The organism is Waltera sp., assembly GCF_046969025.1.
GTDB lineage: Bacteria > Bacillota > Clostridia > Lachnospirales > Lachnospiraceae > Acetatifactor > Acetatifactor acetigignens.
The window spans coordinates 26988-51364 of record NZ_JBKVQF010000004.1; the positions used below are offsets into that span (position 1 = coordinate 26988).

At 38.9% G+C, this 24377-nt stretch carries 19 protein-coding genes; all 19 read left to right on the forward strand.

Annotated features, from left to right (window positions below):
- The first annotated feature begins 2 nt into the window (after positions 1 to 2).
- Genes ACLTOH_RS02860 through ACLTOH_RS02950 form a run of 19 tightly spaced genes read left to right on the forward strand, consistent with a single transcriptional unit; the run spans position 3 to position 24368 of the window.
- The gene (locus ACLTOH_RS02860) at positions 3 to 1100 is read left to right on the forward strand and encodes a glycosyltransferase family 4 protein (RefSeq protein ID WP_412223296.1); all 1098 of its coding nucleotides are present in this window, start codon (positions 3 to 5) and stop codon (positions 1098 to 1100) included.
- A gap of 3 nt (positions 1101 to 1103) precedes the next feature.
- Positions 1104 to 2621, forward strand: coding sequence for a lipopolysaccharide biosynthesis protein (locus tag ACLTOH_RS02865; RefSeq protein ID WP_412223297.1), 1518 nt, complete (start codon positions 1104 to 1106; stop codon positions 2619 to 2621).
- A gap of 21 nt (positions 2622 to 2642) precedes the next feature.
- On the forward strand, positions 2643 to 6056 hold the full coding sequence (locus tag ACLTOH_RS02870; RefSeq protein ID WP_412223298.1) for an SIR2 family protein: 3414 nt from the start codon (positions 2643 to 2645) through the stop codon (positions 6054 to 6056).
- Positions 6057 to 6070: 14 nt separating this feature from the next.
- Positions 6071 to 7171 carry a hypothetical protein gene (locus tag ACLTOH_RS02875; RefSeq protein ID WP_412223299.1) on the forward strand — a complete coding sequence of 367 codons (1101 nt, stop codon included), beginning with the start codon at positions 6071 to 6073 and terminating at the stop codon, positions 7169 to 7171.
- A complete protein-coding gene (locus tag ACLTOH_RS02880) occupies positions 7164 to 8585 on the forward strand; it encodes a sugar transferase (protein ID WP_412223300.1) in 1422 nt (473 codons plus the stop codon). Before ACLTOH_RS02875 ends, ACLTOH_RS02880 begins: the two co-directional genes overlap by 8 nt.
- On the forward strand, positions 8566 to 9345 hold the full coding sequence (locus ACLTOH_RS02885) for a WecB/TagA/CpsF family glycosyltransferase (protein ID WP_412223301.1): 780 nt from the start codon (positions 8566 to 8568) through the stop codon (positions 9343 to 9345). The genes ACLTOH_RS02880 and ACLTOH_RS02885 overlap by 20 nt, the downstream gene beginning before the upstream one ends.
- On the forward strand, positions 9339 to 10463 hold the full coding sequence (locus tag ACLTOH_RS02890; RefSeq protein WP_412223302.1) for a glycosyltransferase family 4 protein: 1125 nt from the start codon (positions 9339 to 9341) through the stop codon (positions 10461 to 10463). The genes ACLTOH_RS02885 and ACLTOH_RS02890 overlap by 7 nt, the downstream gene beginning before the upstream one ends.
- Positions 10429 to 11628 (forward strand): O-antigen ligase family protein, encoded by a 1200-nt coding sequence (locus tag ACLTOH_RS02895; RefSeq protein ID WP_412223303.1) that lies wholly within the window; start codon positions 10429 to 10431, stop codon positions 11626 to 11628. Before ACLTOH_RS02890 ends, ACLTOH_RS02895 begins: the two co-directional genes overlap by 35 nt.
- Before the next feature lie 29 nt (positions 11629 to 11657).
- The gene (locus ACLTOH_RS02900) at positions 11658 to 12674 is read left to right on the forward strand and encodes a glycosyltransferase family 10 domain-containing protein (RefSeq protein ID WP_412223304.1); all 1017 of its coding nucleotides are present in this window, start codon (positions 11658 to 11660) and stop codon (positions 12672 to 12674) included.
- A 6-nt stretch (positions 12675 to 12680) separates the two neighbouring features.
- Positions 12681 to 14111 carry a flippase gene (locus ACLTOH_RS02905; RefSeq protein ID WP_412223305.1) on the forward strand — a complete coding sequence of 477 codons (1431 nt, stop codon included), beginning with the start codon at positions 12681 to 12683 and terminating at the stop codon, positions 14109 to 14111.
- Positions 14098 to 15084 (forward strand): hypothetical protein, encoded by a 987-nt coding sequence (locus ACLTOH_RS02910; RefSeq protein ID WP_412223306.1) that lies wholly within the window; start codon positions 14098 to 14100, stop codon positions 15082 to 15084. The genes ACLTOH_RS02905 and ACLTOH_RS02910 overlap by 14 nt, the downstream gene beginning before the upstream one ends.
- A 31-nt stretch (positions 15085 to 15115) precedes the next feature.
- Positions 15116 to 16081 (forward strand): glycosyltransferase family 2 protein, encoded by a 966-nt coding sequence (locus tag ACLTOH_RS02915; RefSeq protein ID WP_412223307.1) that lies wholly within the window; start codon positions 15116 to 15118, stop codon positions 16079 to 16081.
- Between the two features lie 38 nt (positions 16082 to 16119).
- Positions 16120 to 16902, forward strand: coding sequence for a glucose-1-phosphate cytidylyltransferase (rfbF, locus tag ACLTOH_RS02920; protein ID WP_412223308.1), 783 nt, complete (start codon positions 16120 to 16122; stop codon positions 16900 to 16902).
- A 2-nt stretch (positions 16903 to 16904) separates the two neighbouring features.
- Entirely contained in the window at positions 16905 to 17969 is a 1065-nt protein-coding gene (gene rfbG / locus ACLTOH_RS02925) for a CDP-glucose 4,6-dehydratase (protein WP_412223310.1), read from the forward strand.
- A 13-nt stretch (positions 17970 to 17982) separates the two neighbouring features.
- Positions 17983 to 19332, forward strand: a complete 1350-nt coding sequence (rfbH, locus tag ACLTOH_RS02930) for a lipopolysaccharide biosynthesis protein RfbH (RefSeq protein ID WP_412223311.1) — start codon at positions 17983 to 17985, stop codon at positions 19330 to 19332.
- Positions 19333 to 19365: 33 nt separating this feature from the next.
- Positions 19366 to 21207: a thiamine pyrophosphate-binding protein gene (locus ACLTOH_RS02935; protein ID WP_412223312.1), complete on the forward strand. Its 1842-nt coding sequence runs from the start codon at positions 19366 to 19368 to the stop codon at positions 21205 to 21207.
- A gap of 37 nt (positions 21208 to 21244) precedes the next feature.
- On the forward strand, positions 21245 to 22399 hold the full coding sequence (locus ACLTOH_RS02940; RefSeq protein WP_412223313.1) for a methyltransferase domain-containing protein: 1155 nt from the start codon (positions 21245 to 21247) through the stop codon (positions 22397 to 22399).
- Positions 22390 to 23310, forward strand: a complete 921-nt coding sequence (locus ACLTOH_RS02945; RefSeq protein ID WP_412223314.1) for an NAD-dependent epimerase/dehydratase family protein — start codon at positions 22390 to 22392, stop codon at positions 23308 to 23310. The genes ACLTOH_RS02940 and ACLTOH_RS02945 overlap by 10 nt, the downstream gene beginning before the upstream one ends.
- On the forward strand, positions 23307 to 24368 hold the full coding sequence (locus ACLTOH_RS02950) for a zinc-binding dehydrogenase (RefSeq protein WP_412223315.1): 1062 nt from the start codon (positions 23307 to 23309) through the stop codon (positions 24366 to 24368). Before ACLTOH_RS02945 ends, ACLTOH_RS02950 begins: the two co-directional genes overlap by 4 nt.
- Positions 24369 to 24377: the final 9 nt, after the last annotated feature.

Here is a 24377-nt window from a genome sequence, read left to right on the forward strand (position 1 = left end):
GCATGTATATAGGAGTGGATCTTTTATGGGTCAGACCCGGTATCTGCGGTGGCACGGAATCATTTATCCGCAATCTGTTAAACGGTCTGGCAAAATATGATACGGAAAACCATTATATATTATTTGTGGCGCAGGACAACGCAGATACGTTTCAACATTATGAGAAATGTTCACACATGCATCTGGAGAGATGCCCGGTAAACTGCGCCAGACAGCCGAAGCGCATTCTGTGGGAGAATCTCCATCTGGATACCTATGCGAAAAAGGCAGGAGTAGATGTCATGTTTATTCCGGTATACAGTAAGCCGAGAACTCGTGGAAGTATTCCCTATGCGGCTGTAATCCATGATCTGCAGGCATTGCACTATCCGCAGTATTTCTCCAAGGCGAGACGCATGTTCCTGCACTATGCCTGGAAGTACACCTGCCGGAGTGCCCGGAAAGTTGTAACGATCTCCGATTATTGCAAAGAAGATCTGATCCGGCATTATCCGAAGGTCAGAGAAAAAGTGAAGACCATATATAATCCGATCATTACGGAAGGAAAGACCTGCGATTTCGCCCCTTTGGCGGAAAAGTATGGCATCCGGACGGATGAATATTTTTACTGTGTGAGTTCCCTACTCCCTCATAAAAATATAGAAACGGTGCTGAAGGTCCTCAGTGTATGGGCAGGCAATGAAAAACTGGTGCTCAGCGGTGTGGGACAGAACAGTGGGGAAATGAACACGATCCTGCAAAAATACGGGATAGAGGACCGTGTAGTATTGACGGGATTCGTATCCGATGCCGAGCGAGACAGCCTGTATGAGAACTGTCGCCTGTTCCTGTTCCCCAGTGTATTTGAGGGCTTTGGCATGCCACCTATCGAAGCCATGCGGAAGGGCAAGCGGGTCGTAATGACCCGGGAATCCTGCCTGGAGGAAGTGACGCAGGGGAAGGCTGTCTATGTACAGGATCCCTATTCGGTAGTGGATTGGGTAAAACAGATGAATTATGCCCTGACACAACCGGAGACGATGGAAGAATTCCCGGAATATTCTCTGGGAAATATTACAAGACAATACATTGCATTATGGAAAGCCTGTAAAGAAGGGTAACCGATGAAGAGAACACAGAAATCATTTATCAATGTCATGACTTCCTTTCTGACAAATGCCGTATTTCTGATCACTGCATTTGTGGTACAGAAGACATTGATCGCCACCAAAGGGGCGGAATATAACAGCATCAACGGACTGTTCAGCAGTATCATTTCCATGATGTCACTGGCAGACCTGGGAATCGGTACGGCCATTATCTACCATATGTATCGTCCGGTAGCGGAACGGGATGAGGAGAAGATCAATTCCCTGTTAATGTTCTACAAACGCTGCTATCTGGTGATCTCCGGTGTGGTACTGCTCATTGGTATTCCGGTGGGACTGCTGCTTCCCCGGCTAGTGGGAGATACACAGATCCCTGACAGCATTTACCTGATTTATGCTTTATTTCTGGCGGATTGTATCAGCTCCTATTTTCTGGCATACAAAAAGTCCCTGCTCTATGCAGACCTGAAAAATTACATACCGGATGCTATTTATTTTGTGACATATGTGATACAGAACGCCCTGCAGATCGGAGCATTGTTATTCTGCAACAGCTATATTCTGTTCCTGATCATTAAGACACTAGGTAAGATCATTCCCAATCTGCTGACTTCCCTGTATATCCGGCAGAAATATCCTTTCACGAAAGAAAAAAATGTGAAACCGGTGGAAAAAGAGGTCCGGCAGGATATCATTGTCAAGGTAAAGGGACTGTTCTGTCATAAGATCGGAAAAATGCTGGTCACCGGCAGTGACAGTATCGTGATCACCGGTGTCCTTGGGTTGCAGGTGATGAACCTCTACACGAACTATTATCTGGTGATATCCGGAGTACGGGCACTTCTGGTGCGGATCTTCGAGATCCTGACCAACAGTGTGGGTAACTTCCTGTTAGACAGCAATCCGGAGAAAAACAGAGATATTTACCGCAAAATTGATTTTATCAATTTCTGGTGCTTCGGATGCGTGACCGTCGGAATGTATGCCGTGATGCAGCCACTGATCGTACTGTGGCTGGGTGAGGAGTTCCTCTTCGATAAAAACGTATTATTTGTACTGACCGTGAGCTTCTATCTGGATGGCATGCGGGCCTCCGTGAATACTTTCAAGGAGGCGGCCGGCATCTTCCATGAAGACCGGAGAATTCCCCTGCTGGAGGCGGGGATCAATCTGGTGGTATCCATTGTGCTGGCGAAGCTGATGGGGGCAGCAGGTGTCTTCCTCGGAACGATCATCAGCATGGGAATCGTCTACCTGTACAGTTACCCGAAATACGTGTGTAAACCACTGTTTGATATGTCGTATGGACAGTATGTGGGGAAAACCGTGGAACACCTGCTGGTACTGCTGGGAAGCCTTGGGATGACGGAACTTTGCATCCGCCCGATGGTCGGATGGAGCTCGATTCCAAATTTGCTGGCCTCGGGAACCGTGGCTGTGATCCTGTTTCATGCGATATTTTTCCTGTTGTATGGCAGAAGTGAGGAAATGAAATATTATTGGATGCTGGTGAAAAATAAAGTGAGAGAATAATGAGACAAGAGGGTGCATGGGATGTCCGCAATATCTGTAATAAATTATCCGCAGTTGATGTCCGCGGTGACAGAAAGCCCGAAAATCGTATATTTATGTGGTGCCGGGGCATCCATGTCCCTTGGAGCACATCAGTTGAGCTGGACGAGGTGGATCCTGGAGGGGAAAAAGTACCTGACAGTACTGGAGCAGACGCAGCTGGAGCAAAAGATAGGCGCATGGAGCACCGGTGAACTGATCGATGCAGCCACATATCTGTTGGCAGGACTGAAAGCCGCAGGATGTTACACAGAATTTATGGATCAGACCATGGGAGCCCTGCATCCTGTGGACAGAACCTTTCAGGATGCATTGCAAAAAATCTGGCGGGCAGGAGACCTGATCGCCACGACAAATTACGACCTGCAGTTAGAAGAGACCGTGGGAAGTACCGGCATCTCCTATACGACACCGGCAGATATCCTGTCTGTGATCCGCGGGAAAACCGGAAATAAAGTGATCCATCTCCATGGAAGATATGACAGAGAAAACGGGATAGATGACATCATTGCGGACGGACCCCAGTACCAGAGCATTCTGGACAATAGTGGCGCACAATTTATACAGAATCTTCTCAGTACCTACCCCATCGTCATCGTAGGCTGTGGAGGGACCGTAGAAGACCCCAATCTGGCAGGGTTTCTGTCATTTGCAATGGAAAAACTGGGAACTTCGGACATTCCCTACTTTTACCTGATGAAAAAGGGGGATACTGCACCACAGCTGCCGGGAAATGCAGTGATGATCTATTACGGAGAAGACTATGGGGATCTTCCGCAATTTCTGAAAGAACTCTCCTTGCTTCGGCTGCAGCGAAGAGTGGGACTGCCTGCACTGATCTCTGTGAATCCGTATCAGGAGCGCAGAACTGCCACCTCTGCTTTCGGAAGAATGCACTTCGCCAATGGATTCCTGAAATTCACCGGAAGAGAGGAGGAACAGGAGACCCTTACGCAGTTTCTGGAAGAGGATGAGAAATTTTCCTGGTGGATGATCCTGGGAGAAGGCGGCATGGGCAAAAGCCGTCTGGCTTTGGAATGGCTGAAGAAAATGCCGACACACTGGTTTGGGTATTTTGCCAGGAAAAATGCTGATGCAGTACGTGAATTTTCCCCTTTTACAGATACTGTTGTAATCTTTGATTATGTACTGGGACAGGAACAGCTCTGCGCGGAGACCATTACCGCATATCTGGAACGGTTTTATGATTCCCCTTATAAGCTCAGGATTCTCCTGTTGGAGCGCCACAGACGTACTACGGACGATGACTGGATGCTTGGCATGAAACGGGGGATGGGTTCTGAAGCGAGACTGGAATTCGAAGCAGGGAGCTACAGGGAACAGGCATTGAATCTGGAAAAACTGGGGGAAGAGGATGAACTGGTCTATACAGAGAACTATCTGGAAGGATATCTTCCCCTCTTGGAAAAAACGGAATTTATCCTTAACTGCATCGGACACAGAAAGAAAACGGCAGAAGAGATACAAAAAAGCTATCACAATTCCGTGGCAGCAGACTGTGACCGTCCACTGTATCTGAGCATGTATATCGAAGTATGGCTCAGCAAAGAAGGACATATGAAGCTGAATTCCACGGAAGAACTGCTGTCAGAATATTTGAACAAAGAAAAGAACCGCTGGAGTCTCCTGCTGGGACGGGAGGATCTGGTGGATTCCTATCTGCGTGTGCTGGCGGTGGCCTGCGCTATCGGCAGATTCAATCTTACGGACAGGCGCGGTGATAATTATCTGTGCGAAGATTGCGAAAATATGATACAATACTTTAATGAAAAAAGTGCACGCCCCGGAGCAGAGAATCTGTTCCTCGACCTGTATGCGCAGATGGACACCCTGGTAGAAACAGAAAAAGAAGACTCGGTGCTGGAACTTTTAAGTAATCCCGACAGGCTGGAACAAAACGGCCACGGGGAAGCAGCGGAACTGCTTCGCAGTCTGGATGATGATGACCGGTTCGGCTATATGGTAAGCTATGCTAAACTGGATGTCAATCCGGAGGAAATGTACCTCTGGATGCGTGTCAATGCCGGTATTGCGACTCCCGAAGAAGAGAAAAGAGCCTGGGAGCTTCATGAAGCCGAAGAAAAAAGATATGCAGCAATGCCTCAGACAGCCTGGATCATAGAACCGGTCTTTCCGGATATCATCAAAGAATACATTGTATCTTATGCTATTAATGAAAGAGATATCGAGCGTTTTGCCAGACTGGCAAGGGCAAATTCAGTCATGGAATTGTCTCATTTCATTGCACTGGCATTAGAAGACTGGCCGGATAACAGGAAGCTCCAGAAGCTGGCAGTCACACCACCTGCCGAGGCGTTAAATTATTTTGAATATTACGTGGGACTACTACCGAATCTGCGGGCAGTGGAGGATCTCCGGGCAGTGGAGGACGTTTTGCTGCGGAGTGAACCGATTTTTCTGAAGTATGAACTGGAATTATGGAGAAGAATCGCTATCACACAGACAGAACGTGGGGACAGCAGATATTTATTCGAGAGTGGCGAACGCTTTTTAACCTACTTACAGAAGTCTGCGGAAAAAATGCCCTTACGAAAGGAAACCGTAGATGTACTGGAGGCATATTGTGTGGGACTGCATAATGCAGAAGATGCGCAAAACTATGGTGCATTTCTGGAAAAGTGCTGCGATATGACAAAAGGAATGCGAGAACTTCCGGAACTGGGTGAGTTCTACTGTAACAATTATGCCAGATTGCAACATCTGAAGCTGTACAAAGACCGGAAAGCAGACCTGCAACCGGAATGGGACAAGATAGAGAAACTCCTCGCACAGTGGGACTATCCGGTGAATATGTGTAGGATATCCATGGAAGCAGCAGGGGAAGCAATCCGGTATCTGACAAGGAAAAATGATATCTCCGGATTACAACAATTGGAGAGCCTGGCACATATCATCTGCCAGAAGAGAACTATCTGCGAGGCAGCGGAAGTGGAAAGCCTATGCATCGCAAACACTGCGGCAAGCCGTAAAAGAGTGGAAATACAACCCTATGAGACGATACAGCAATATCTGAAGGCTTTCCCACAGTCGAAAAGTATCCGCATGTCCTATATCAGTGTAAGTAATGCTTTTTATGCACAGAGTGCAGACTACCGGAAAATACCGGATGCCGTGATGCGCCGTGCCAAAGAGTGGGCAGAGCTGTATCCGGAGGATATAGAATTCCCGGAAGGATATTTTGGACTGCTGGTATCCGGACTGTTCTATGCACAGTCACATGACCTGCGAAATGAGCAGAAGAGAATGTTCCGGGAAATGAAACGGATTGCCGATAACACAGATTATTCGGAATACGAAGAGACTAATCAAATGCAGGAAACCATACGGATGCTGCAGAGAATATATGGATATTGATGAGGAAAATAAACATGCTGGAATTACGTAAAAAATTAGCAAACTATCAGGAAATCTTCTATATGTTGTTCCTGCTCCCTATGACGGGCATGACCTCTATGGGACTGAACTCCGAAGACAGAATCTACCTCTACGTGTTCGCTGTGGCAACACTGTTCCTGCTCCTGAAAATGGCAGTGACGGATTTTACCTGGCGGGAAATCGTGATCATGGGGATATTCACACTATTGTTAGGCGCAAATTTCCTCAGAAATGGGGAGAAGACCCTGATCCTCACGGCTATGGGAATCTTCGGCGCTAAGAATGTGAATCTCGATAAGGTCATGAAATATGCACTGTGGGAAAAGGCAGTGCTGACGGTGGGGACGCTGACGCTGGTCATGGCGGGAGTGATAGAAAATGTAGGAATATGGCTGATTAAGGGAGATGATTATCTTGAAATTAAAAGCTATGGGTATCATACTCCCAATATGGCATATGCTAATATTTTTGTAATACTTCTGTTGGCAATTGTTGTATATAGGGAGAAAATTAAATGGTATGTATACGTGGTGGCAACAATTGTTTTGTATGGTGCTTATAAAATTCTAATATGTAGAACGGGATTTCTGCTATGGGGAGTATTATGCGTTGCAATTCTGGTATATCGGATAGCAAAACGTTTTCAATGGCAAAAATTATACGCAATGTTTTTTATCCCAATTCCCGCGGTACTTGCTGTTGTAACTATGATAATTCCTGTCATAGCTCAAAAAAATGAAGAGTTTTCAATATGGATCAACAGATTGCTGACGGGAAGAATTACCCTTGTAAATTTTGTGTACGATGAAGTATGGACTTTAGTATTGGGGCATATGCCTCAAGAGTCATACGATAGTATATATTTCCATACCTTATTCAATTATGGGTGGATAATATTGATTCTGTGTTTGGTTGCGTATACTGCCGGAATGTGGTATTGTAATGTGAAAGGACAATATTATATAACAATTGCTTTGGGTGTTATGGCTGTGTATGGATATGTGGAGCTGTTACCTCTCAGTGTGTTATGGAATCTGCCGATGCTATATCTGGCTCAGATTTTGTTTAAGGAGAGAACGGTAGTACATGAATAATTATAATAAAAAATATCAGATTATAGAAAGTTATGGTTTGTTTCTATTAGATATTATCTGCATTACAGTGTCGTATGCTTTGGCCTATCTGATTCGTTTCCATGGGACGGAATCACCGTTGGGAAACAGGGAGATAGCCCAGATTTATGTTCCATTTTTACTGATCTGTATGCTGAATAATTTTTTCACAAATGAATATAAACATTTTTTCCAAAGAGGATATTATTATGAACTGTTAAGAGTAGTGCGTTATAATATTATTCTTTTTCTGGCAACAAGTGCTTACATTTACGCTTTTCGGTTGGAACTGGAATTCTCCAGACTGTTGTTAGGCTATTTTGTCGTACTCAACACTATTATAACTTATGTGGTTCGTATTGCGTTTAAGAGTTATATGCGCCGTTATTATAGCAAGAGCCGTAGCAGTGATAAGGTCATGGTGGTGACTTCAGAGGCAGAGGCAGAGCATGTCATGCAGCAGATTGAGAAAGATGCTGCATGGAGTTATGAAGTCGGTGCTATGGCGATGATGGATGTAAATCATATAGGGGAGAAGATTCATGGAGTTCCTGTGGTGGCAACAGAAGAAAATGTTATTGATGTAGCCAGACAAAGCGCTGTGGATGTTGTACTATTATATTGTCCTCATATGAACAATCAGGAATTAGAACTTCTGGTACAATCTTTTCTGGCTATGGGTGTAGTATGTCATAATTGTGTGGAACAGTTTGGGTTTGAAATACCTTGCAGCAGTGTTGGAAAATTTGCCGGTATGCCTGTAATGACCTATGTCATGACGGAAATGGATTATCGCCGTATGCTGATCAAACGGTTAATGGATATTGTAGGAGGAAGTGTGGGGGCATTAATTACTTTGTTACTGACTCCTTTTGTTGCATTGGCAATCAAGTTGGAATCCAAGGGGCCTGTATTCTTCTCTCAAGTCAGAATTGGAAAAAACGGAAGAAGATTCAAGATGTACAAGTTCCGATCTATGTATATTGATGCGGAAGAACGCAAGAAAGAACTAATGTCTCAAAACGAGGTAAAAGGATTGATGTTCAAAATGGATAATGATCCGAGAATTACGAAGGTGGGGCAATTTATCCGGAAAACCAGTATTGATGAATTACCTCAGTTTTTTAATGTCCTGAAGGGCGATATGAGCCTCGTAGGAACCAGACCGCCGACAGTGGATGAATTTGAGCAATATAACATTTATTATCGCAGAAGACTGAGTATTACTCCGGGACTAACAGGAATGTGGCAGGTTAGCGGAAGAAGCGATATCAAGGATTTTGATGATGTAGTGAAGCTTGATCTAAAATACATAGATGAGTGGTCACTAAAACAGGATGTAAAGATATTACTACAAACAGTAGGAGTAGTATTGCTTGGAAGAGGATCAAGGTAAAAATATGGCAAGAATGCAGTTTATGAATACAGAGATAGACAATTTGACTATGGGAGAGACCTTAGATGCTATAGACAAGTTAATAGCTGAAAATAAAAATTCATATGTTGTTACGCCAAATGTGGATCATATTATTCAACTTGAGCGAGGGGGAGAACTGAAAGAGGCGTACAAGAATGCCGATTTGATTCTCTGTGACGGGAAGCCTCTTCTGTGGATTGCTAAATGGTATGGGACTCCTATAAAGGAAAAGATTTCAGGATCCGATTTGTTCCCTCTTTTGTGTGAGAGAGCTGCAGAAAGAGGATATCGAATGTTCTTTTTGGGAGCAGGAGAAGGTGTGGCTGCGAAGGCAGCAGAAAACCTTATTGGAAAATATAAAGGTTTGAAAATAGTAGGAACTTATTCTCCAGCCAAAGGCTTTGAAAGCGATTTGGCAGAGATGGAAAAAATTGAAAAAACGATTAAGCAGGCAAGTCCACATATATTAATTGTAGCTTTGGGATGTCCGAAACAAGAGCTTTTTATCTTGCATAACCGAGAGCGACTGGGGGTGCCCATTAGCTTAGGGCTAGGAGCAAGCCTTGATTTTGAAGCTGGAAATATTAAGAGGGCACCTAAATGGATGGCAAATCATGGATTTGAATGGCTTTATAGGATTACACAAGATCCCAAAAGGCTGGCAAAAAGGTATTTGATTGATGACAGAAAGATTTTATCATTGGCAATAAAGTATAAAAAGGATAGTAAAAAATGTTAAAAATACTTATTGTAAGTGTGGGAAAGCTCTCTGGAGGTGTTGAAAGTTATACACTTACACTGGGAAAATTATTAGAAAATAAAGGTTATGAAGTACACTATGTATTAAGAGCAAATAGTTGGTTAGACACGAAAATAAACACTGATAAGAAATTACGTGTTTATATGGGTAGACATATCATTTCGGATATGATTGCTCTGAAAAAATATGTCAATGAGTGTAATATATCTATAGTACATTGCAATAGTAATAATGGTCTATTTGTAAGTTTGCTGGTTAAAGAAAATAACAGTTGTAAAAAAATAGGCGTTATCCATGGTGACGTACTTGTAGATCAGATGTCTAAGGGAAAATTTATAGCCAACAGCTATTGTAAATTGGAAAAATGGTTAATAAATAGGCATTGCAGTTGTTGTATTGCCGTATCTGAGTCTATTAGGCACATCCTTGTGGAGCGTGGGGTAGATAATAACAAATTGGAAGTTGTATATACAGGAATTGAATTAAAAAAATATGATGTGCTTCCGGATTATTATTCTGATACATTGAAAATATGTTCAATAGGTTATCTTAGACCTGTTAAAAATCATATGAAACTCTTGGAGGCTTTAAATATATTGAAGCAAGAGCATCCGGAAGTAAAAGTACATTGTGATATATATGGAGAAGGACCGGAAAGAGAAAAGTTAAAAAGTTATATAGATGAAAGAAACTTGAAAAATATAACACTAAAAGGGTATAGCAATAAGGTTAGAGAAGTCTTAAATTGTTATGCGGTGTATGTTCAGCCGTCCCAATATGAATCTTTCGGAATTGCTGTTCTTGAAGCAATGAATGCAGGATGTTGTGTTATTGTTAATCCTGTAGGCGGAATGATTGAAATAGTAAAGGATGACGGTGGATATTTGACAGATTGTAATAACCCTGGTAAGTTGGCAGAACAATTATATAGGTGTTACACAAATAGAACGGAATTGGAAGAAAAAGCATTTTCAGGGAGAAAAAAATGTGAAGATAATTTTTCCACAACTTCTATGACACAAAATATTACTAATCTATATAAAAAATGTTTGGTGAAAAAAAGTGAAAAAAATTGTAGTAAAGAGATTGAGGTTTAATGTATATACAATTTTATTGGCCTTATTACTGATAATGCCAATAGTAGATACTATAAGTGGAGCATTACATGACATGGTACCTGTTGGGCAGGTATATAGATTTTTTTTGTTAATATTAATGTTGGTTATTTTGGCGCAAAATTCTCAAAAAAAATTTGCAATAGTGAGTACTATGCTACTTCTTTTTACAATCTTGCAAACAGTGGTAAGTGGTGTAGATATATTTAATGGTGTGAAAGACATTATAAAATTATTTACACCGATAATTATGATAGTTTTAATGGAACTATTAATAATAGAAAAAAAAATAAAAGATGCTTATATATTTAGAATAATGGATGCATGGTCTGTGATATACCCCATACTTATTATAACTCCTGGATTATTTGGATATGGAATAAATGCTTATGACGGAAATGTAGGATGGAAAGGCTTTTTTTATGCTGTAAATGAAATTTCATTTATAATGTCTGGATTGGTTATGTATCTATTTTGGAAGCTTCATAAAGAAATCAATATTGGGACATTAGTTCTTTTGGCTATTAATTGTATATGCATTGCTTTGATGGGAACAAAAACAGGATATGCTACAATTATTTTATTTGCAGGGATATTTTTTATAGATAGTATATTTGAAAAAAAATACACTAAAAAGATAAGAGTGTGCATGTTAATTATCCTTGTGATATTTATGTGCGCATTGGGATATACTAAGATACAAAATGTGACAGCTAGTATATTTGAAAGATGGCAGTATCAAAAAGGGTTGAGCCATTCTACTGTGGATTTCTTGTTCAGCATGAGATTAAGAAGATTGGAGGATGCTATATCTATTTTTGTTAATGGATTTTATTTGCTATTGGGATGGGGATTCGCAGGAGAAGCGAATGGATTTCCCAATATGGAAATGGATTTTCTCGACCTGCTTTTTAGAACAGGGTTAGTGGGTTTCTGCATAGTTTGTATGTTTTATGTGAGAAAATTTTGTGATGTATCTAAAAAAAGTTTATGGGGAGCGTTAATTATAATATGGTCAATAGCTTTGAGCTTTGGAGCAGGGCATGTATTATTTTATGGACAGAGTGGAATGATGCTTGCTTTTAATTATATATATACTTTAAATATTGGCGAAGCAAGGGATAAGAGAGCGCTTTATACTTTATAATAATATGCATATAGCATTGGAAAGGCAAAATGATGAATATTGCAATAGTAAATATATATGGAGATGTATATAGTAAAGATAGATTATTTGATCCTGCTGCTTGTAAGATTGGACAAAATTTATTGCTCCCTGGGATATTATTGAAGAAAAAATTAGAAGAAGAAGGTCATTTTTTGCATACTGCAGATATGTACGACTTTGAAGAGATTGATGTGATTATTTTCCAAGACTTAAACAAGAATTCTATACGGTTATTGTCGTCACCTATTGATTATATCAAATATTATTTGAAGAGAAAATGGAAAAAAGACTATCTTGAAAAAGCAATAAAAAGTTCAAAACCATTAAAAAAAATATTAATAATGCAAGAGCCTGAGACAGTATGCCCTCAGTCTTATGATATTCGCTATCACCAATATTTTGATGACATTCTTACCTGGGATGATGATTTGGTAGATAATAAAAAATATTACAAATTTCAATACCCACAGATACCAGCAAAGATATCTTATAATGTACCTTTTAAAGAAAAAAAATTATATACTATTATTGCTGGTAATAAAAAAGGTGTTGGAAAAAATGAATTATATTCAAAACGCTATGAAATGATTAAGTATCTAGAGCAAAATAAGTATAATTTAGATTTGTATGGTTATGGGTGGGAAAAGGAAAATTTTAAATCATATAGAGGACCGATAGATGATAAATTAGGAATATTATCTCAATATAAATACTCTATATGCTATGAAAATATGTGTGGTAAAAAAGGATATATTACAGAGAAAATATTTGATTGCTTCTTTGCAGGAGTAGTCCCGATTTATTGGGGAGCGGAAAATATTACTGATTATGTTCCCAAAGAAGCCTTTATAGATAGAAGAAAATTTCAGACTATCAAAGAACTATGTCAATATGTAGATGAAATAACGGAAGAAAGATATGAAGAATATTTGAAGGCGGCAGACGAATTTATTACATCTGAAACATTTCAGAAAGAATTTTCAATTAATGCTTACATTAAAAGAATAACTGATTTAATAAAATGAGGAAAAATGAAAGAAAAGAAAATATCATATAATATTATTTACAGTGTCTTGATGCAGACGGCAAGTGTAATAGCTCCTTTGATTATTTCACCTTATATAGCAAGAGTTCTTTCGGCTGAATTGATAGGGAACTATAGTTATACATTGGCAAATAGTTCGTATTTTGTACTGATAGAATGCTTGGGGTTATCATTATATGGAACTATTAAGATAGCTATGATTCGGGATGACAAAAGAGAGTTAAGCAAGTTTTTTTGGGAAATATTTTGGCTAAAGTTCATCTTAATGATAATTTGTTCCGGGGCATATATGATATGGATTAGCACATATGAAGCAGGCACGTTAAAAAATTTGTATTATGCTATGCTACTCAATGTTATTAGTGGTGGGGTGGATGTGTCATGGTTCCTCAATGGTATAGAGGAGTTTAAGGTTAATGCAATAAGGACAATACTAGTTCGCTTGATAAATATTATTATGATTCTTGCTCTTATTAAAAGCGAGAAGGATTTAGTTTTATATGCGATAATCATGCAATTATCTACTTTAATTGGTTATGTAGTAGTATACCCTGCGGTATTAAAAAGGATACAATGGATTAAATTTAGTGAGCTTAATCTTAAAAGACATTTAAAACCATCTATGGTGTATTTTGTGCCTGGATTGATTAATACAATATTTGCATCAACAGATAAAACGATTTTAGGAGCAGTTGGGAAAAATGCATATGAAATAGGAGTATATGAACAGGCTAATAAGATATGCCAGTTAAGTATGAGTATGTTAAATGCTGTAAGCAATGCAATACTTCCAAGAGTAGCATATTTATATTCGAATAGTGATAACAGAAAAACAAAAGATTTTTTGATGGTATCAATAAGTGGAGCGGCACTCATTGCTTTTCCAATGACATTTGGAGTAAGCGCTATAGCAAATGATTTTGTACCAGCTTTTTTTGGAAGAGGTTATGATAAAAGCGCGGAATTGCTAAAGATTTTATGCTTAAATGTTCTTTTTGTTGTATTAAGCAATTTTATTGCACAACAATGTTTGATTGCAAGGGCAAAACAAAAAGAATATAATATTGCTATAAGTACTAGTGCAATATTAAATGTGGCACTAAACCTAATATTGGTTAGAAATATGAAATCAGTAGGGGTGGCACTAGCATCGGTGATAGCCAGCTTGGCAATATTACTCATGGTTGCAAATTATTCGAAAGACCTAATTAATTTAAAAGAAATAGTAAACATATCGTGGCGCTATTTTGTGGCATCAGTGGTAATGTATATTAGTATTTTTAAAATAAATCTGCATGATCACTGGATGACCATAATAGGACAAGTGATTGTTGGCATAATAATATATTTTGTGGTATTAATTATATTGAAGGACACCACAATTAGAAAGGTTTTGAAACAAGGTGAGAAAAAGTAATTTCTATAAAATAAAAAATTATATTAAATATATTGTAAAAAAATCATACAGAGATGAATTAGATAGAATACAAAGGGAAAGCACAATTGAAAAATTGAATGATATACAGGGAAAGGCTAAAGAGGATATTCTTATATTACGAAGATTAAATAAAAAAGTAGGTACCTTTTCGGATTATATTGTTTTTCTTAAATCCATTGAATATGCGATAGAAACAGGAAAACTTCCAATTATAGACAGGATGACAATAAAAAATGATTTTATGCCAGCACCAGAAAATATAAATACTTGGGAACTCTTTTTTGAACAACCGAAAGGGTATGGCCTAGATGATATTGATTATACATCAATGAACGTATCGGTTTGCAACAATGGTGGAGGAATGTATCCCGTAAGTATTATGAGGTGCAACGATGAAAAAGTAATTTCCTATTGGAGGGGAATAGCTAGAGAGTACATTCGTTTAAATGAAAACATGAAAAAATATGTGGAAGAAAAATACAAAGAATTACTAGCTCAAAAAAAGGTGTTGGGGGTATCAATTAGAGAAGGATATCAAAAACTTGCAGAAATAAAGCCGCAAGGTATCTGGGGACACTCTATCCAGACACCTGTCACGCAGTTAATAAATGATGTGAAAAAATATATGGAGGAGTGGGATGTAAATACAGTTTTTTTTACATGCCAAACGAATGAAACAGTAAAGGCTTTTTTTGATAGTTTTGGTGAAAAGGCATGTTGCTTAGATAGAGATAGAGTGGATTATAAAGACATGCTAGATGGAGAAGAAAGAATAAGTAAACTGCCGTATGAAAAGGCCTTCGCTAATGAAAAAGATTATATTACAGAAATTTATTTATTATCTAAATGCAATTGCTTCATTTGTTCTGAAAACTCAGGAAGTGAGGCGGCATTTATAATGAGTGCAGGTTTTGAACATTTTTTATGCTATGAAAATGGAATATATAGGTAGAAATAATATATTGATATGGGATTGATGAAAGATGAATGATTTGTGTATATATATAACGACCTATAATAGGGTTCAATATTTGAAACGTGCAATTGACAGCATTATAAGGCAATCATATAGTGATTTTACTTTGATAGTGCTTGATAATTGCTCTTCAGATGATACAGAGAAGTATGTATTATCATTGAATGATTCTAGAATAAAATATATAAGACATACACAAAATATTGGCGGAGGTGCCAATATTAATTATGGTTTCAAAAACTGTGAAGCAAAATATTTTTGTGTTTTTCATGATGACGATATTTTACACGAAAATCTTATAGAAAAAGAAATTGAGTATATGGAATATGACAGGAATTGTATGGCTGTTTCATGTTTGGCAAACATAATAAACGAGAAAGATGAGGTGACAAAAGAAAATAATCATAAGACAGGTGAGATAAAAACTTGGAGAAACACGGAGTTCTTTGCGTATTATATTGGAAAACAAAAAAATATTGTATTTCCGGCAACTATGTATAGAACTGATTTTATAAAAGATAACAATTTATATTTAAGAGTGGAAGCGGGACCATGCGCAGATGTAGTCCTATACATGGATATAGAAAAAATGGGAGGGAAAATTGCTGAAATCCAATATCCGCTAATAAATTATAGAATATATGCAAACCAAGATAGCTCGAGTAACTTAGAAAAAATGCTAATTTCACTTATTTCTTTTTTGAATAAGGACAACTATTATTCTGAACTTCTAAAAAATATGAGTAGGGAAACAAAAAAATATTATCATTGGTATTCAAGAAGGCTATTGGCAAGAATTGCTTCTAAAAAAATTACGCCACAAATGGCTAGTGAATATATGCTAACAATGAAAAAAGAAATAAATGGGTCTAAAGCATATTGTATTATGATGATTAGATTGATTAAGCTACAAGAAAAAATGCCAAGAATTTTCTCATATTGGTACAATATAGTCAAAAAGTATAAGCAATGAACGATTTAAAGTATAAATATAGGAAGGCAGAGAGAAAAATGAAAGTAGTATTATTAGCAGGAGGACTGGGAACTCGTATTTCAGAAGAGTCACAATTTAAACCCAAACCAATGATAGAAATAGGAGGAAAACCTATCCTCTGGCATATAATGAAAGAATATTCGTATTATGGATTTAATGATTTTGTGATATGTGCCGGATACAAGCAATATGTTATCAAAGAATGGTTTGATGATTATTTTTTACATAATAGCGATGTTACATTTGATTTCAAGGATGGAACCAAAAAGGTTATAATCCACAGCCAGCATTGCGAACCATGGAGAGTAACGGTAGTGGATACAGGGCTGAATACTATGACAGGCGGTCGTATTAAGAGGATTCAACCGTATATTGGGAATGAGCCATTTATGATGACATATGGTGATGGGGTTTGTGATGTTAACATTCGGGATCTGTTGAAATTTCATCAGACACATGGTAAGATTGCTACCCTTACTGCGGTCATCCAGGAGCAGCAGAAAGGTGTTCTAGACATTGGAGGAGACAATGCAGTTCGTTCCTTTCGTGAGAAGAAGGCTACCGATGGAGCTATGATCAATGCGGGTTACATGGTACTAAATCCGGAAATCTTTGATTATCTGGATGGAGATAGTTGTGTATTGGAACAGTCTCCTTTACAAAGACTCGCAGAGCAGGGGCAGTTGATGTCCTATACGCACAAGGGTTTTTGGCAGTGCATGGATAATAAGCGAGAAATGGATATTCTGGAGAAAATGCTTGCAAAAGGGAATGCTCCTTGGAAAAAGTGGGAGGACTAAATATGCCTGATACATTTGATTTATCATTCTATAAAGGAAAAAGAGTATTTGTGACTGGGCACACAGGCTTTAAGGGATCATGGCTTTGCCACATGCTGGTGAATGCCGGAGCAGAAGTAACCGGTTATTCACTGATGCCACCTACAGAACCGTCTTTGTTTAAGATTGCGGAGATTGAAAAAGATATTCATTCGATAATTGGAGATATACGTGATTATGAACGATTAAAGGAGGCATTTACGCAGGCGAACCCTGAAATTGTGCTTCATTTGGCAGCACAACCAATTGTCAGAGACAGTTATAAGGATCCAAGGTATACTTATGAGACTAATGTCATGGGAACTGTTAATATTTTGGAGTGTGTAAGGAACAGCAATACGGTTCGATCTTTCCTAAATGTTACGACAGATAAAGTGTATCTGAATAAGGAATGGACATGGGGCTACCGGGAAAATGAGGAACTGGATGGATATGATCCATATTCGAATTCTAAATCCTGTTCAGAACTGGTGACACATTCCTATAAAAATAGTTTCTTTTCAGATGGAAATGTTGCTATTTCTACGGCAAGAGCGGGTAATGTAATTGGTGGCGGAGATTTTGCCAACGATAGAATTATACCGGATTGTATTCGTGCAGCACAGAAGCAGGAAGACATCATTGTAAGAAATCCTTTTTCTACCAGACCATACCAACATGTATTGGAACCTTTATATGCATACCTTATGATTGCAGCGAAACAATATGAAGATGGTAAGTATGCTGGGTATTATAATGTTGGACCGGATGATGTGGATTGTTTTCAGACGGGAGCGTTGGTGGATCTATTTGTAAGTAAGTGGGGAGAAGGGCTTAAATGGATTAACCGGTATGATGGAGGACCGCACGAGGCCAATTTCTTAAAACTGGATTGCTCTAAACTGAAGGCAACTTTTGGATGGAAACCACATTGGAATCTGGATACTGCTATTGAAAAAGTAGTAGAATGGAGTAAATGCTGGATGCAGGGTGAAGATGTCAAAGCTTGCATGAATAGAGAGATAGAAGAATTTTTAAATTCAAAATAAGAGAGGAAAAACAATGACAAAATGGAAGAATGAAGCAGAAGCCAGAGAACAGATTAAATCTTTGGTTGCGGAATATTATAATGATTTTAAAAAACCGGAGCAGGACAAGCCCTTTCATCCGGGAGACAGACTTTCCTATGCAAGCAGGGTGTATGATGAGAAGGAAATGTGTTCACTTGTAGATGCAGCGCTGGATTTCTGGCTGACTACAGGACGCTTCTCTGATGAATTTGAAAAGAAATTTGCAGAATGGATTGGCGTAAAATTTGCTAATCTTGTTAACAGCGGATCTTCTGCAAATCTGATTGCCTTCATGACACTGACTGCACCCGAATTGGGAGATCGTCAGATTAAGAAGGGTGATGAAATTATTACGGTTGCAGCTGGATTCCCGACTACGATTACACCGGCACTTCAGTATGGTGCTATACCGGTATTTGTAGATGTAACGGTCCCACAGTACAACATTGATGTCACACAGTTAGAGGCGGCATTGAGCCCTAAAACAAAAGCAGTAATGATTGCACATACTTTGGGAAATCCGTTTGACTTAAAGCATGTAAAAGAATTTTGTGATAAGCATAATCTCTGGTTGGTAGAGGACAATTGTGATGCTTTAGGAACAAAATATACGATTGATGGCGAGACGAGATTCTCCGGCACATGGGGAGATATAGGAACATCTAGCTTTTATCCGCCTCATCATATGACAATGGGGGAAGGCGGCTGTGTATATACCAACAACCCGTCGTTAAATCGTCTTATCAAGAGTTTCCGTGATTGGGGACGGGACTGTGTTTGCCCTTCCGGACGTGACAACTTATGTGGTCATCGTTTTGATGGTCAGTTTGGAGAACTTCCTCAAGGCTATGACCATAAGTATGTATATAGTCATTTTGGTTATAACTTGAAAGTAACGGATATGCAGGCGGCTGTCGGTGTCGAACAGTTAAAGAAGTTCCCGGCTTTTATTGAAGCCAGACGTCATAACTGGGACAGATTGCACAAAGAACTGGAATCGATAGCAGACAAACTGATTCTGCCGGAGCCTGCTGAAAATAGTGAGCCTTCCTGGTTTGGATTTATTGTCAGTGTGCGCCCGGAATCCGGACTTACCAGAAATCAGGTTACAAAATATGTAGAGGATCATAATATTCAGACCCGTCTTTTATTTAGTGGTAATATTATCAAGCACCCTTGCTTTGATCAGATTCGTGGAACGGATGCTTATCGCATTATTGGAGATTTGAAGCAGACGGATTATATTATGAATAATTCTTTCTGGGTAGGTGTTTATCCTGGAATGACAGACGAAAAGATTGATTATATGGCACAGATTATCAAAGAAGCAGTAACAAAATAAAGAAAACAGTGAATTCTTTCATAGGGGGAACGAATGAAGCAGAGATTAGCAGATTATGTGGCGGATTTTCTTATAAATCACGGTGTAACAGATTGTTTTAGTGTAGTCGGAGGAGGCGCAATGCATCTTAACGATGCATTGGGACATAAAGAAGGCTTAAAAGTAACATATAATCATCATGAACAGGCCTGTGCTATTGCAGCAGAGGCCTATGCGCGTTTAGATAATAGAATTGCAGCTGTTTGTGTGACTACGGGGCCGGGAGGTACGAATGCATTGACTGGAGTAGTGGGTGGATGGCTAGACTCTATTCCAATGTTTATTATCAGTGGACAAGTAAGATATGACACAACTGCAAGATATGCAATGAAATTTACAGATGGTATGCCGCTACGAGCTATGGGTGACCAAGAGTATGATATCGTTAAATCTGTAACACCTATGACAAAGTATGCCGTAATGATAGAGGATCCCAAGCAAATTCGTTACGCATTGGAGAAAGCATGGCATCTGGCAACTACCGGAAGGCCGGGACCGGTATGGATTGATATTCCAGTAAACTTCCAAGGAGGGTATATTGAAACAGAGGAGTTGGAAGGCTATGATCCTTCAGAGGATGATGCATTACTTCCGCCTAAAGTGAGTGAACAGACAATCCAGACGGTATTGGAGAAAATTCGGATGGCAAAACGCCCGGTATTTCATGCGGGGTATGGCATTAGACTATCCGGAGGCTATGAAGTGTTTCGAAAAGTCGCTGAAAAATTAAATATTCCTGTTGTGACATACTGGAATGCAGTAGACCTCATAGAAGATGATAATGAATTATATTGTGGTCGTGCGGGCAATATGGGGGATCGACCAGGCAACTGGGCAATTCAGAATGCAGATTTAATCCTTGCAATTGGAACAAGAATATCTATTCGACAAGTAGGGTATAATTGGAAAACTTGGGCGAGAGCAGCAGAAGTAATCATGGTAGATATTGACCAGGCAGAAATGAAAAAGCCAACACTTCATGTTGAAATGCCAATATGGGCAGATGCAAAAGACTTTTTAAATAGGATGAATGAAAGCATTGGCCAAGAGTATCCTGTGAATAGAAGCAAGGAATGGCTCGCTACCTGCCAGAGATGGAAAAAGGAATATCCGGCAGTTCTATCCAGACAATGGGAAGAGAATGGAGAGACTGCAAATGTATATGCATTTGTGAGATATTTAAGCAGCAGATTACCGGAAAATAGTTTGACTGCAGTTTCCAATGGGGCTTGCTGTGTTGTGGGAAATCAGGCTTATGTAATTCAAAAGGGCAGTCGTATGGCTAATAATAGTGCAGTTGCTAGTATGGGATATGGCTTGCCAGCAGCAATTGGCACTTGTATCGGAGGAGGAAGACGTACAACTATTTGCTTGGAAGGTGATGGGAGTATTATGATGAACCTTCAGGAATTGCAGACGGTATTGACGAATCGATTACCAATTAAGCTGTTCCTGATTAATAACAATGGCTATCATTCCATTCGAATTACCCAAAATAATTTGTTCAAGGAGCACAGCAAGATTGGAATCGGACCTGAGTCAGGAGATCTTTCTTTCCCGGAATTTAAGAAAATTGCGGAAGCTTTTGGATATTCATATTATTGTGCTTCCAGCAATAAGGAAATGAAAGAAGTTGTTGACAAGGTATTGGCAGAAAATGGACCGGTATTTTGTGAAATATTTACAGATACGACACAGGTTTGGGAACCCAAAAGTAGCACAAAACGACTTTCTGATGGTACTTTGGTAAGCCCTCCGTTGGAGGATCTAGCACCGTTCTTACCCAGAGAAGAATTAGAGAAAAATATGTTTATTCCATTAATGTCGGAAAATTAAATAATTTGGAAACATAAAGACGGAAAGGATTACTATTATGAAAAAATGCTTAGTTTGTGGGAGACAATTAGATATTAATCCGTTGTTGAAATTTGATGATATGCCGGCATCTGCACAAGATATTCCTGATGGTACGCAGGTAGAGCAGGATCGAGGAATCACGCTTGAATTGTTTCAATGTCCTAGATGTGGATTGGTTCAATTTGACTGTAGTCCTGTTAAATATTACAAAGATGTGATCCGCTCAGGAGGCTTTTCTACAACGATGATTAATCTTCGAAAAAGACAATATGCTCATCTTATAGAGAAGTATAACCTAACAGGAAAGAAATTTATAGAAGTTGGATGCGGTAGAGGAGAATTTCTTGGTGTACTCAAAGAGTTCCCTGTTCAAGCATTTGGAATAGAACATAAGCATGATTTGGTAGAGAGTGCTCAGAAAGAGGGAATAAATGTACGGGAAGAGTTTTTAGGGACAGCGGATAATATAATAGAAGAGGGACCTTTTGATGTCTTTTTGTCTTTTAATTTTTTTGAACATCAACCGGATCCGAACGGAATGCTACAGGGGATTTATAATAACCTGTCAGAGGATGGAATGGGATTAATAACTGTTCCCAGCTTAGAATACATTTTGGAAAATAACGGTTATTATGAATTTATTCGAGATCATTTAGTCTATTATACTTTTGAAACATTAGAATTTGTTTTAAATAAAAATGGATTTGAAGTGTTGGAAAAGGAAATTGTAAATAGGGATACCTTATCTGTTATTGTTCGTAAAACGAAGAAAATAAATGTTTCTCAAATAGCAGAAAGTTATAGAAAAATTTGTAAAGAGATAAATGGATATATTGATAATTTAAAAATGCAAGGAAAAACAGTTGCCATATGGGGGGCGAGCCATCAGGGATTTACGCTCGCTTCCACGGCCCATTTAGAAGAGAAAATTAGTTATATAATTGATTCGGCTCCTTTTAAGCAGGGGAAATACGCACCAGCATCACATATACCAATTGTATCGCCTGCATACGCAGTGAATAATCCGGTAGATGCCATTATTATAATGGCCCCTGGATATACAGAAGAGATAGCATCTATTATATATGAAAAATTTGGAAAAAATATAGAAATAGCAGTAATGATGGCAAAAGATTTACAAATGTATGAGGATATTAAAAAATGCCAGTAGTAATATTTACAGGGGCGACTAGTTTTCTGGGAAGAAATTTAGTGAAAAAGTTGTTAGAGAGCGGATATAGAGTATATGCGCTAGTACGAGAAGACTCAGCCAATATAAATAAGCTTCCGAATGAGAAAAGCTTTATCAAAATATATGGAACATTACAAAACTTGGATATTATAAAAGATACGGTTGACAAGGCAGATATTTTTATACACTTTGCATGGGATGGCTCAGGCAATGAAGGAAGAGCTAATACGGAGATACAGCAAAGAAATGTTGAATATGCCAAGAAAGCTATGGATATTGCTCAATACTTAAAATGTAAGATGTTTATTTTTCCAGGATCACAAGCAGAGTATGGCCCTAAATTTGATGAAATACATGAGGATGATCAATGTATGCCATTGTCTCCATATGGAAAAGCAAAATTGGATTTTTCAAGATGGGCAATAGTGGAAGCTGCAAAAAGACAATTGCAATTTATTCACCTTCGGATTTTTAGTGTATATGGATATGGAGATAGAGAGGGAACACTGATTGATAGCTGTGTTCATAAAATGAATCAGGGCGGGATAATTCATCTGGGACCGTGCACGCAGCAATGGAATTATTTATATATTAATGATTTTGTGGAGATAGTCCTAAAGTTACTAGAAAAGAACTGTATTACGGGAACCTATAATATAGCAAGTAAGGATACACGTGTACTTCGTGAGTTTGTGGAAGAAATATATGAATGTTCTGGCAAAAAAGGAAAATATGTATTTGGTGAAGTGGCAACAAACCCAGAAGGATCTCCCAATTTGGTACCCAATATAGATAAAGTGTTGAAAATAATAGGCGAGATGCACTTTACAGAATTTGGAGATGGGATTATAGAAACAATGAGTAGGATATCTAGGGAGGCAGGATTATGAAGGCGTTTGTTTTGGCAGAACCAGGAAAAGTTCAATGGTATAATGCTCCGGAGCCAGAGTTAACACCGTATGGAGCAATACTAGAACCTATTGCGGTGACTCCTTGTTCATCGGACGTACATACAGTGTTTGGAGGGGGCTCACCCAAACAACCTAATTTGGTTTTGGGACATGAATCAATTGGACGCATTGTTGCAGTCGGAGAATACGTTAAAGACTTCAAAATAGGAGATAAAGTTGCGGTACCGGCAATAACACCAGATTGGAGAGAGAAAAGCATTCAGGAGGGAAATGATAGACATGCATCAGCACCGTTTTCTGGACATCAATTAGGGCGAACTCAACCAGGAGTTTTTTCAGAACGGTATTTAATTAAAGATGCAGACACTACATTGGCACATATTCCTGAGGGAATAACAGATGAACAGGCATTAATGAGTGTGGATGTTGTTACAACAGGATTTACAGGAGCAGAGTATGCGGATATAAAATTTGGTGATACAGTATGTGTTATAGGAATCGGACCGATTGGTCTTATGGCTGTAGCTGGGGCTAGGTTACGTGGAGCAGGAAAGATTATTGCAATAGGAACACGGCCGGTTTGCGTAGAACTTGCAAAGCAATATGGAGCAAATCAAGTATTAAGCTATAAGGAAGGAGATATCGTTGAACAGATAAAGGAAATTACGCATGGAGTAGGTGTAGATTCCACTATAATTGCAGGAGGCACAGTTGAAGTGTTGGAACAGGCATATGACATGACCAGATATGGCATTGGGACTATTTCAAATATTAATTATTTTGGTGGTAAGGGATATTTGCCATTACCTATATTTTCCGGAGGAAGAGGAATGTGTGGGAAAACTTTGCATATGGAATTAGCAAAGGGTGGAAGAACTCGAATAGAACGAATTATGTCTATGATAGAGAATGGAAGAGTTGATCCATCTCCATTAATTACGCATCATATGTATGGATTAGAGAGAGTTGAAGATGCGCTTTATCTTATGAGAGACAAACCAGATAATTTGGTAAAAGTAATGGTACATTGCAAATAGAGGAAAGAT

Excerpts from the sequence above, each read along its gene's own strand:
- ACLTOH_RS02860 (WP_412223296.1), top strand. The coding sequence starts at position 3 with ATGTATATAGGAGTGGATCTTTTATGGGTCAGACCCGGTATCTGCGGT.
- ACLTOH_RS02865 (WP_412223297.1), top strand. The coding sequence starts at position 1,104 with ATGAAGAGAACACAGAAATCATTTATCAATGTCATGACTTCCTTTCTG.
- ACLTOH_RS02870 (WP_412223298.1), top strand. The coding sequence starts at position 2,643 with ATGTCCGCAATATCTGTAATAAATTATCCGCAGTTGATGTCCGCGGTG.
- ACLTOH_RS02875 (WP_412223299.1), top strand. The coding sequence starts at position 6,071 with ATGCTGGAATTACGTAAAAAATTAGCAAACTATCAGGAAATCTTCTAT.
- ACLTOH_RS02880 (WP_412223300.1), top strand. The coding sequence starts at position 7,164 with ATGAATAATTATAATAAAAAATATCAGATTATAGAAAGTTATGGTTTG.
- ACLTOH_RS02890 (WP_412223302.1), top strand. The coding sequence starts at position 9,339 with ATGTTAAAAATACTTATTGTAAGTGTGGGAAAGCTCTCTGGAGGTGTT.
- ACLTOH_RS02900 (WP_412223304.1), top strand. The coding sequence starts at position 11,658 with ATGATGAATATTGCAATAGTAAATATATATGGAGATGTATATAGTAAA.
- ACLTOH_RS02905 (WP_412223305.1), top strand. The coding sequence starts at position 12,681 with ATGAAAGAAAAGAAAATATCATATAATATTATTTACAGTGTCTTGATG.
- ACLTOH_RS02915 (WP_412223307.1), top strand. The coding sequence starts at position 15,116 with ATGAATGATTTGTGTATATATATAACGACCTATAATAGGGTTCAATAT.
- rfbF (WP_412223308.1), top strand. The coding sequence starts at position 16,120 with ATGAAAGTAGTATTATTAGCAGGAGGACTGGGAACTCGTATTTCAGAA.
- rfbG (WP_412223310.1), top strand. The coding sequence starts at position 16,905 with ATGCCTGATACATTTGATTTATCATTCTATAAAGGAAAAAGAGTATTT.
- rfbH (WP_412223311.1), top strand. The coding sequence starts at position 17,983 with ATGACAAAATGGAAGAATGAAGCAGAAGCCAGAGAACAGATTAAATCT.
- ACLTOH_RS02935 (WP_412223312.1), top strand. The coding sequence starts at position 19,366 with ATGAAGCAGAGATTAGCAGATTATGTGGCGGATTTTCTTATAAATCAC.
- ACLTOH_RS02940 (WP_412223313.1), top strand. The coding sequence starts at position 21,245 with ATGAAAAAATGCTTAGTTTGTGGGAGACAATTAGATATTAATCCGTTG.
- ACLTOH_RS02945 (WP_412223314.1), top strand. The coding sequence starts at position 22,390 with ATGCCAGTAGTAATATTTACAGGGGCGACTAGTTTTCTGGGAAGAAAT.
- ACLTOH_RS02950 (WP_412223315.1), top strand. The coding sequence starts at position 23,307 with ATGAAGGCGTTTGTTTTGGCAGAACCAGGAAAAGTTCAATGGTATAAT.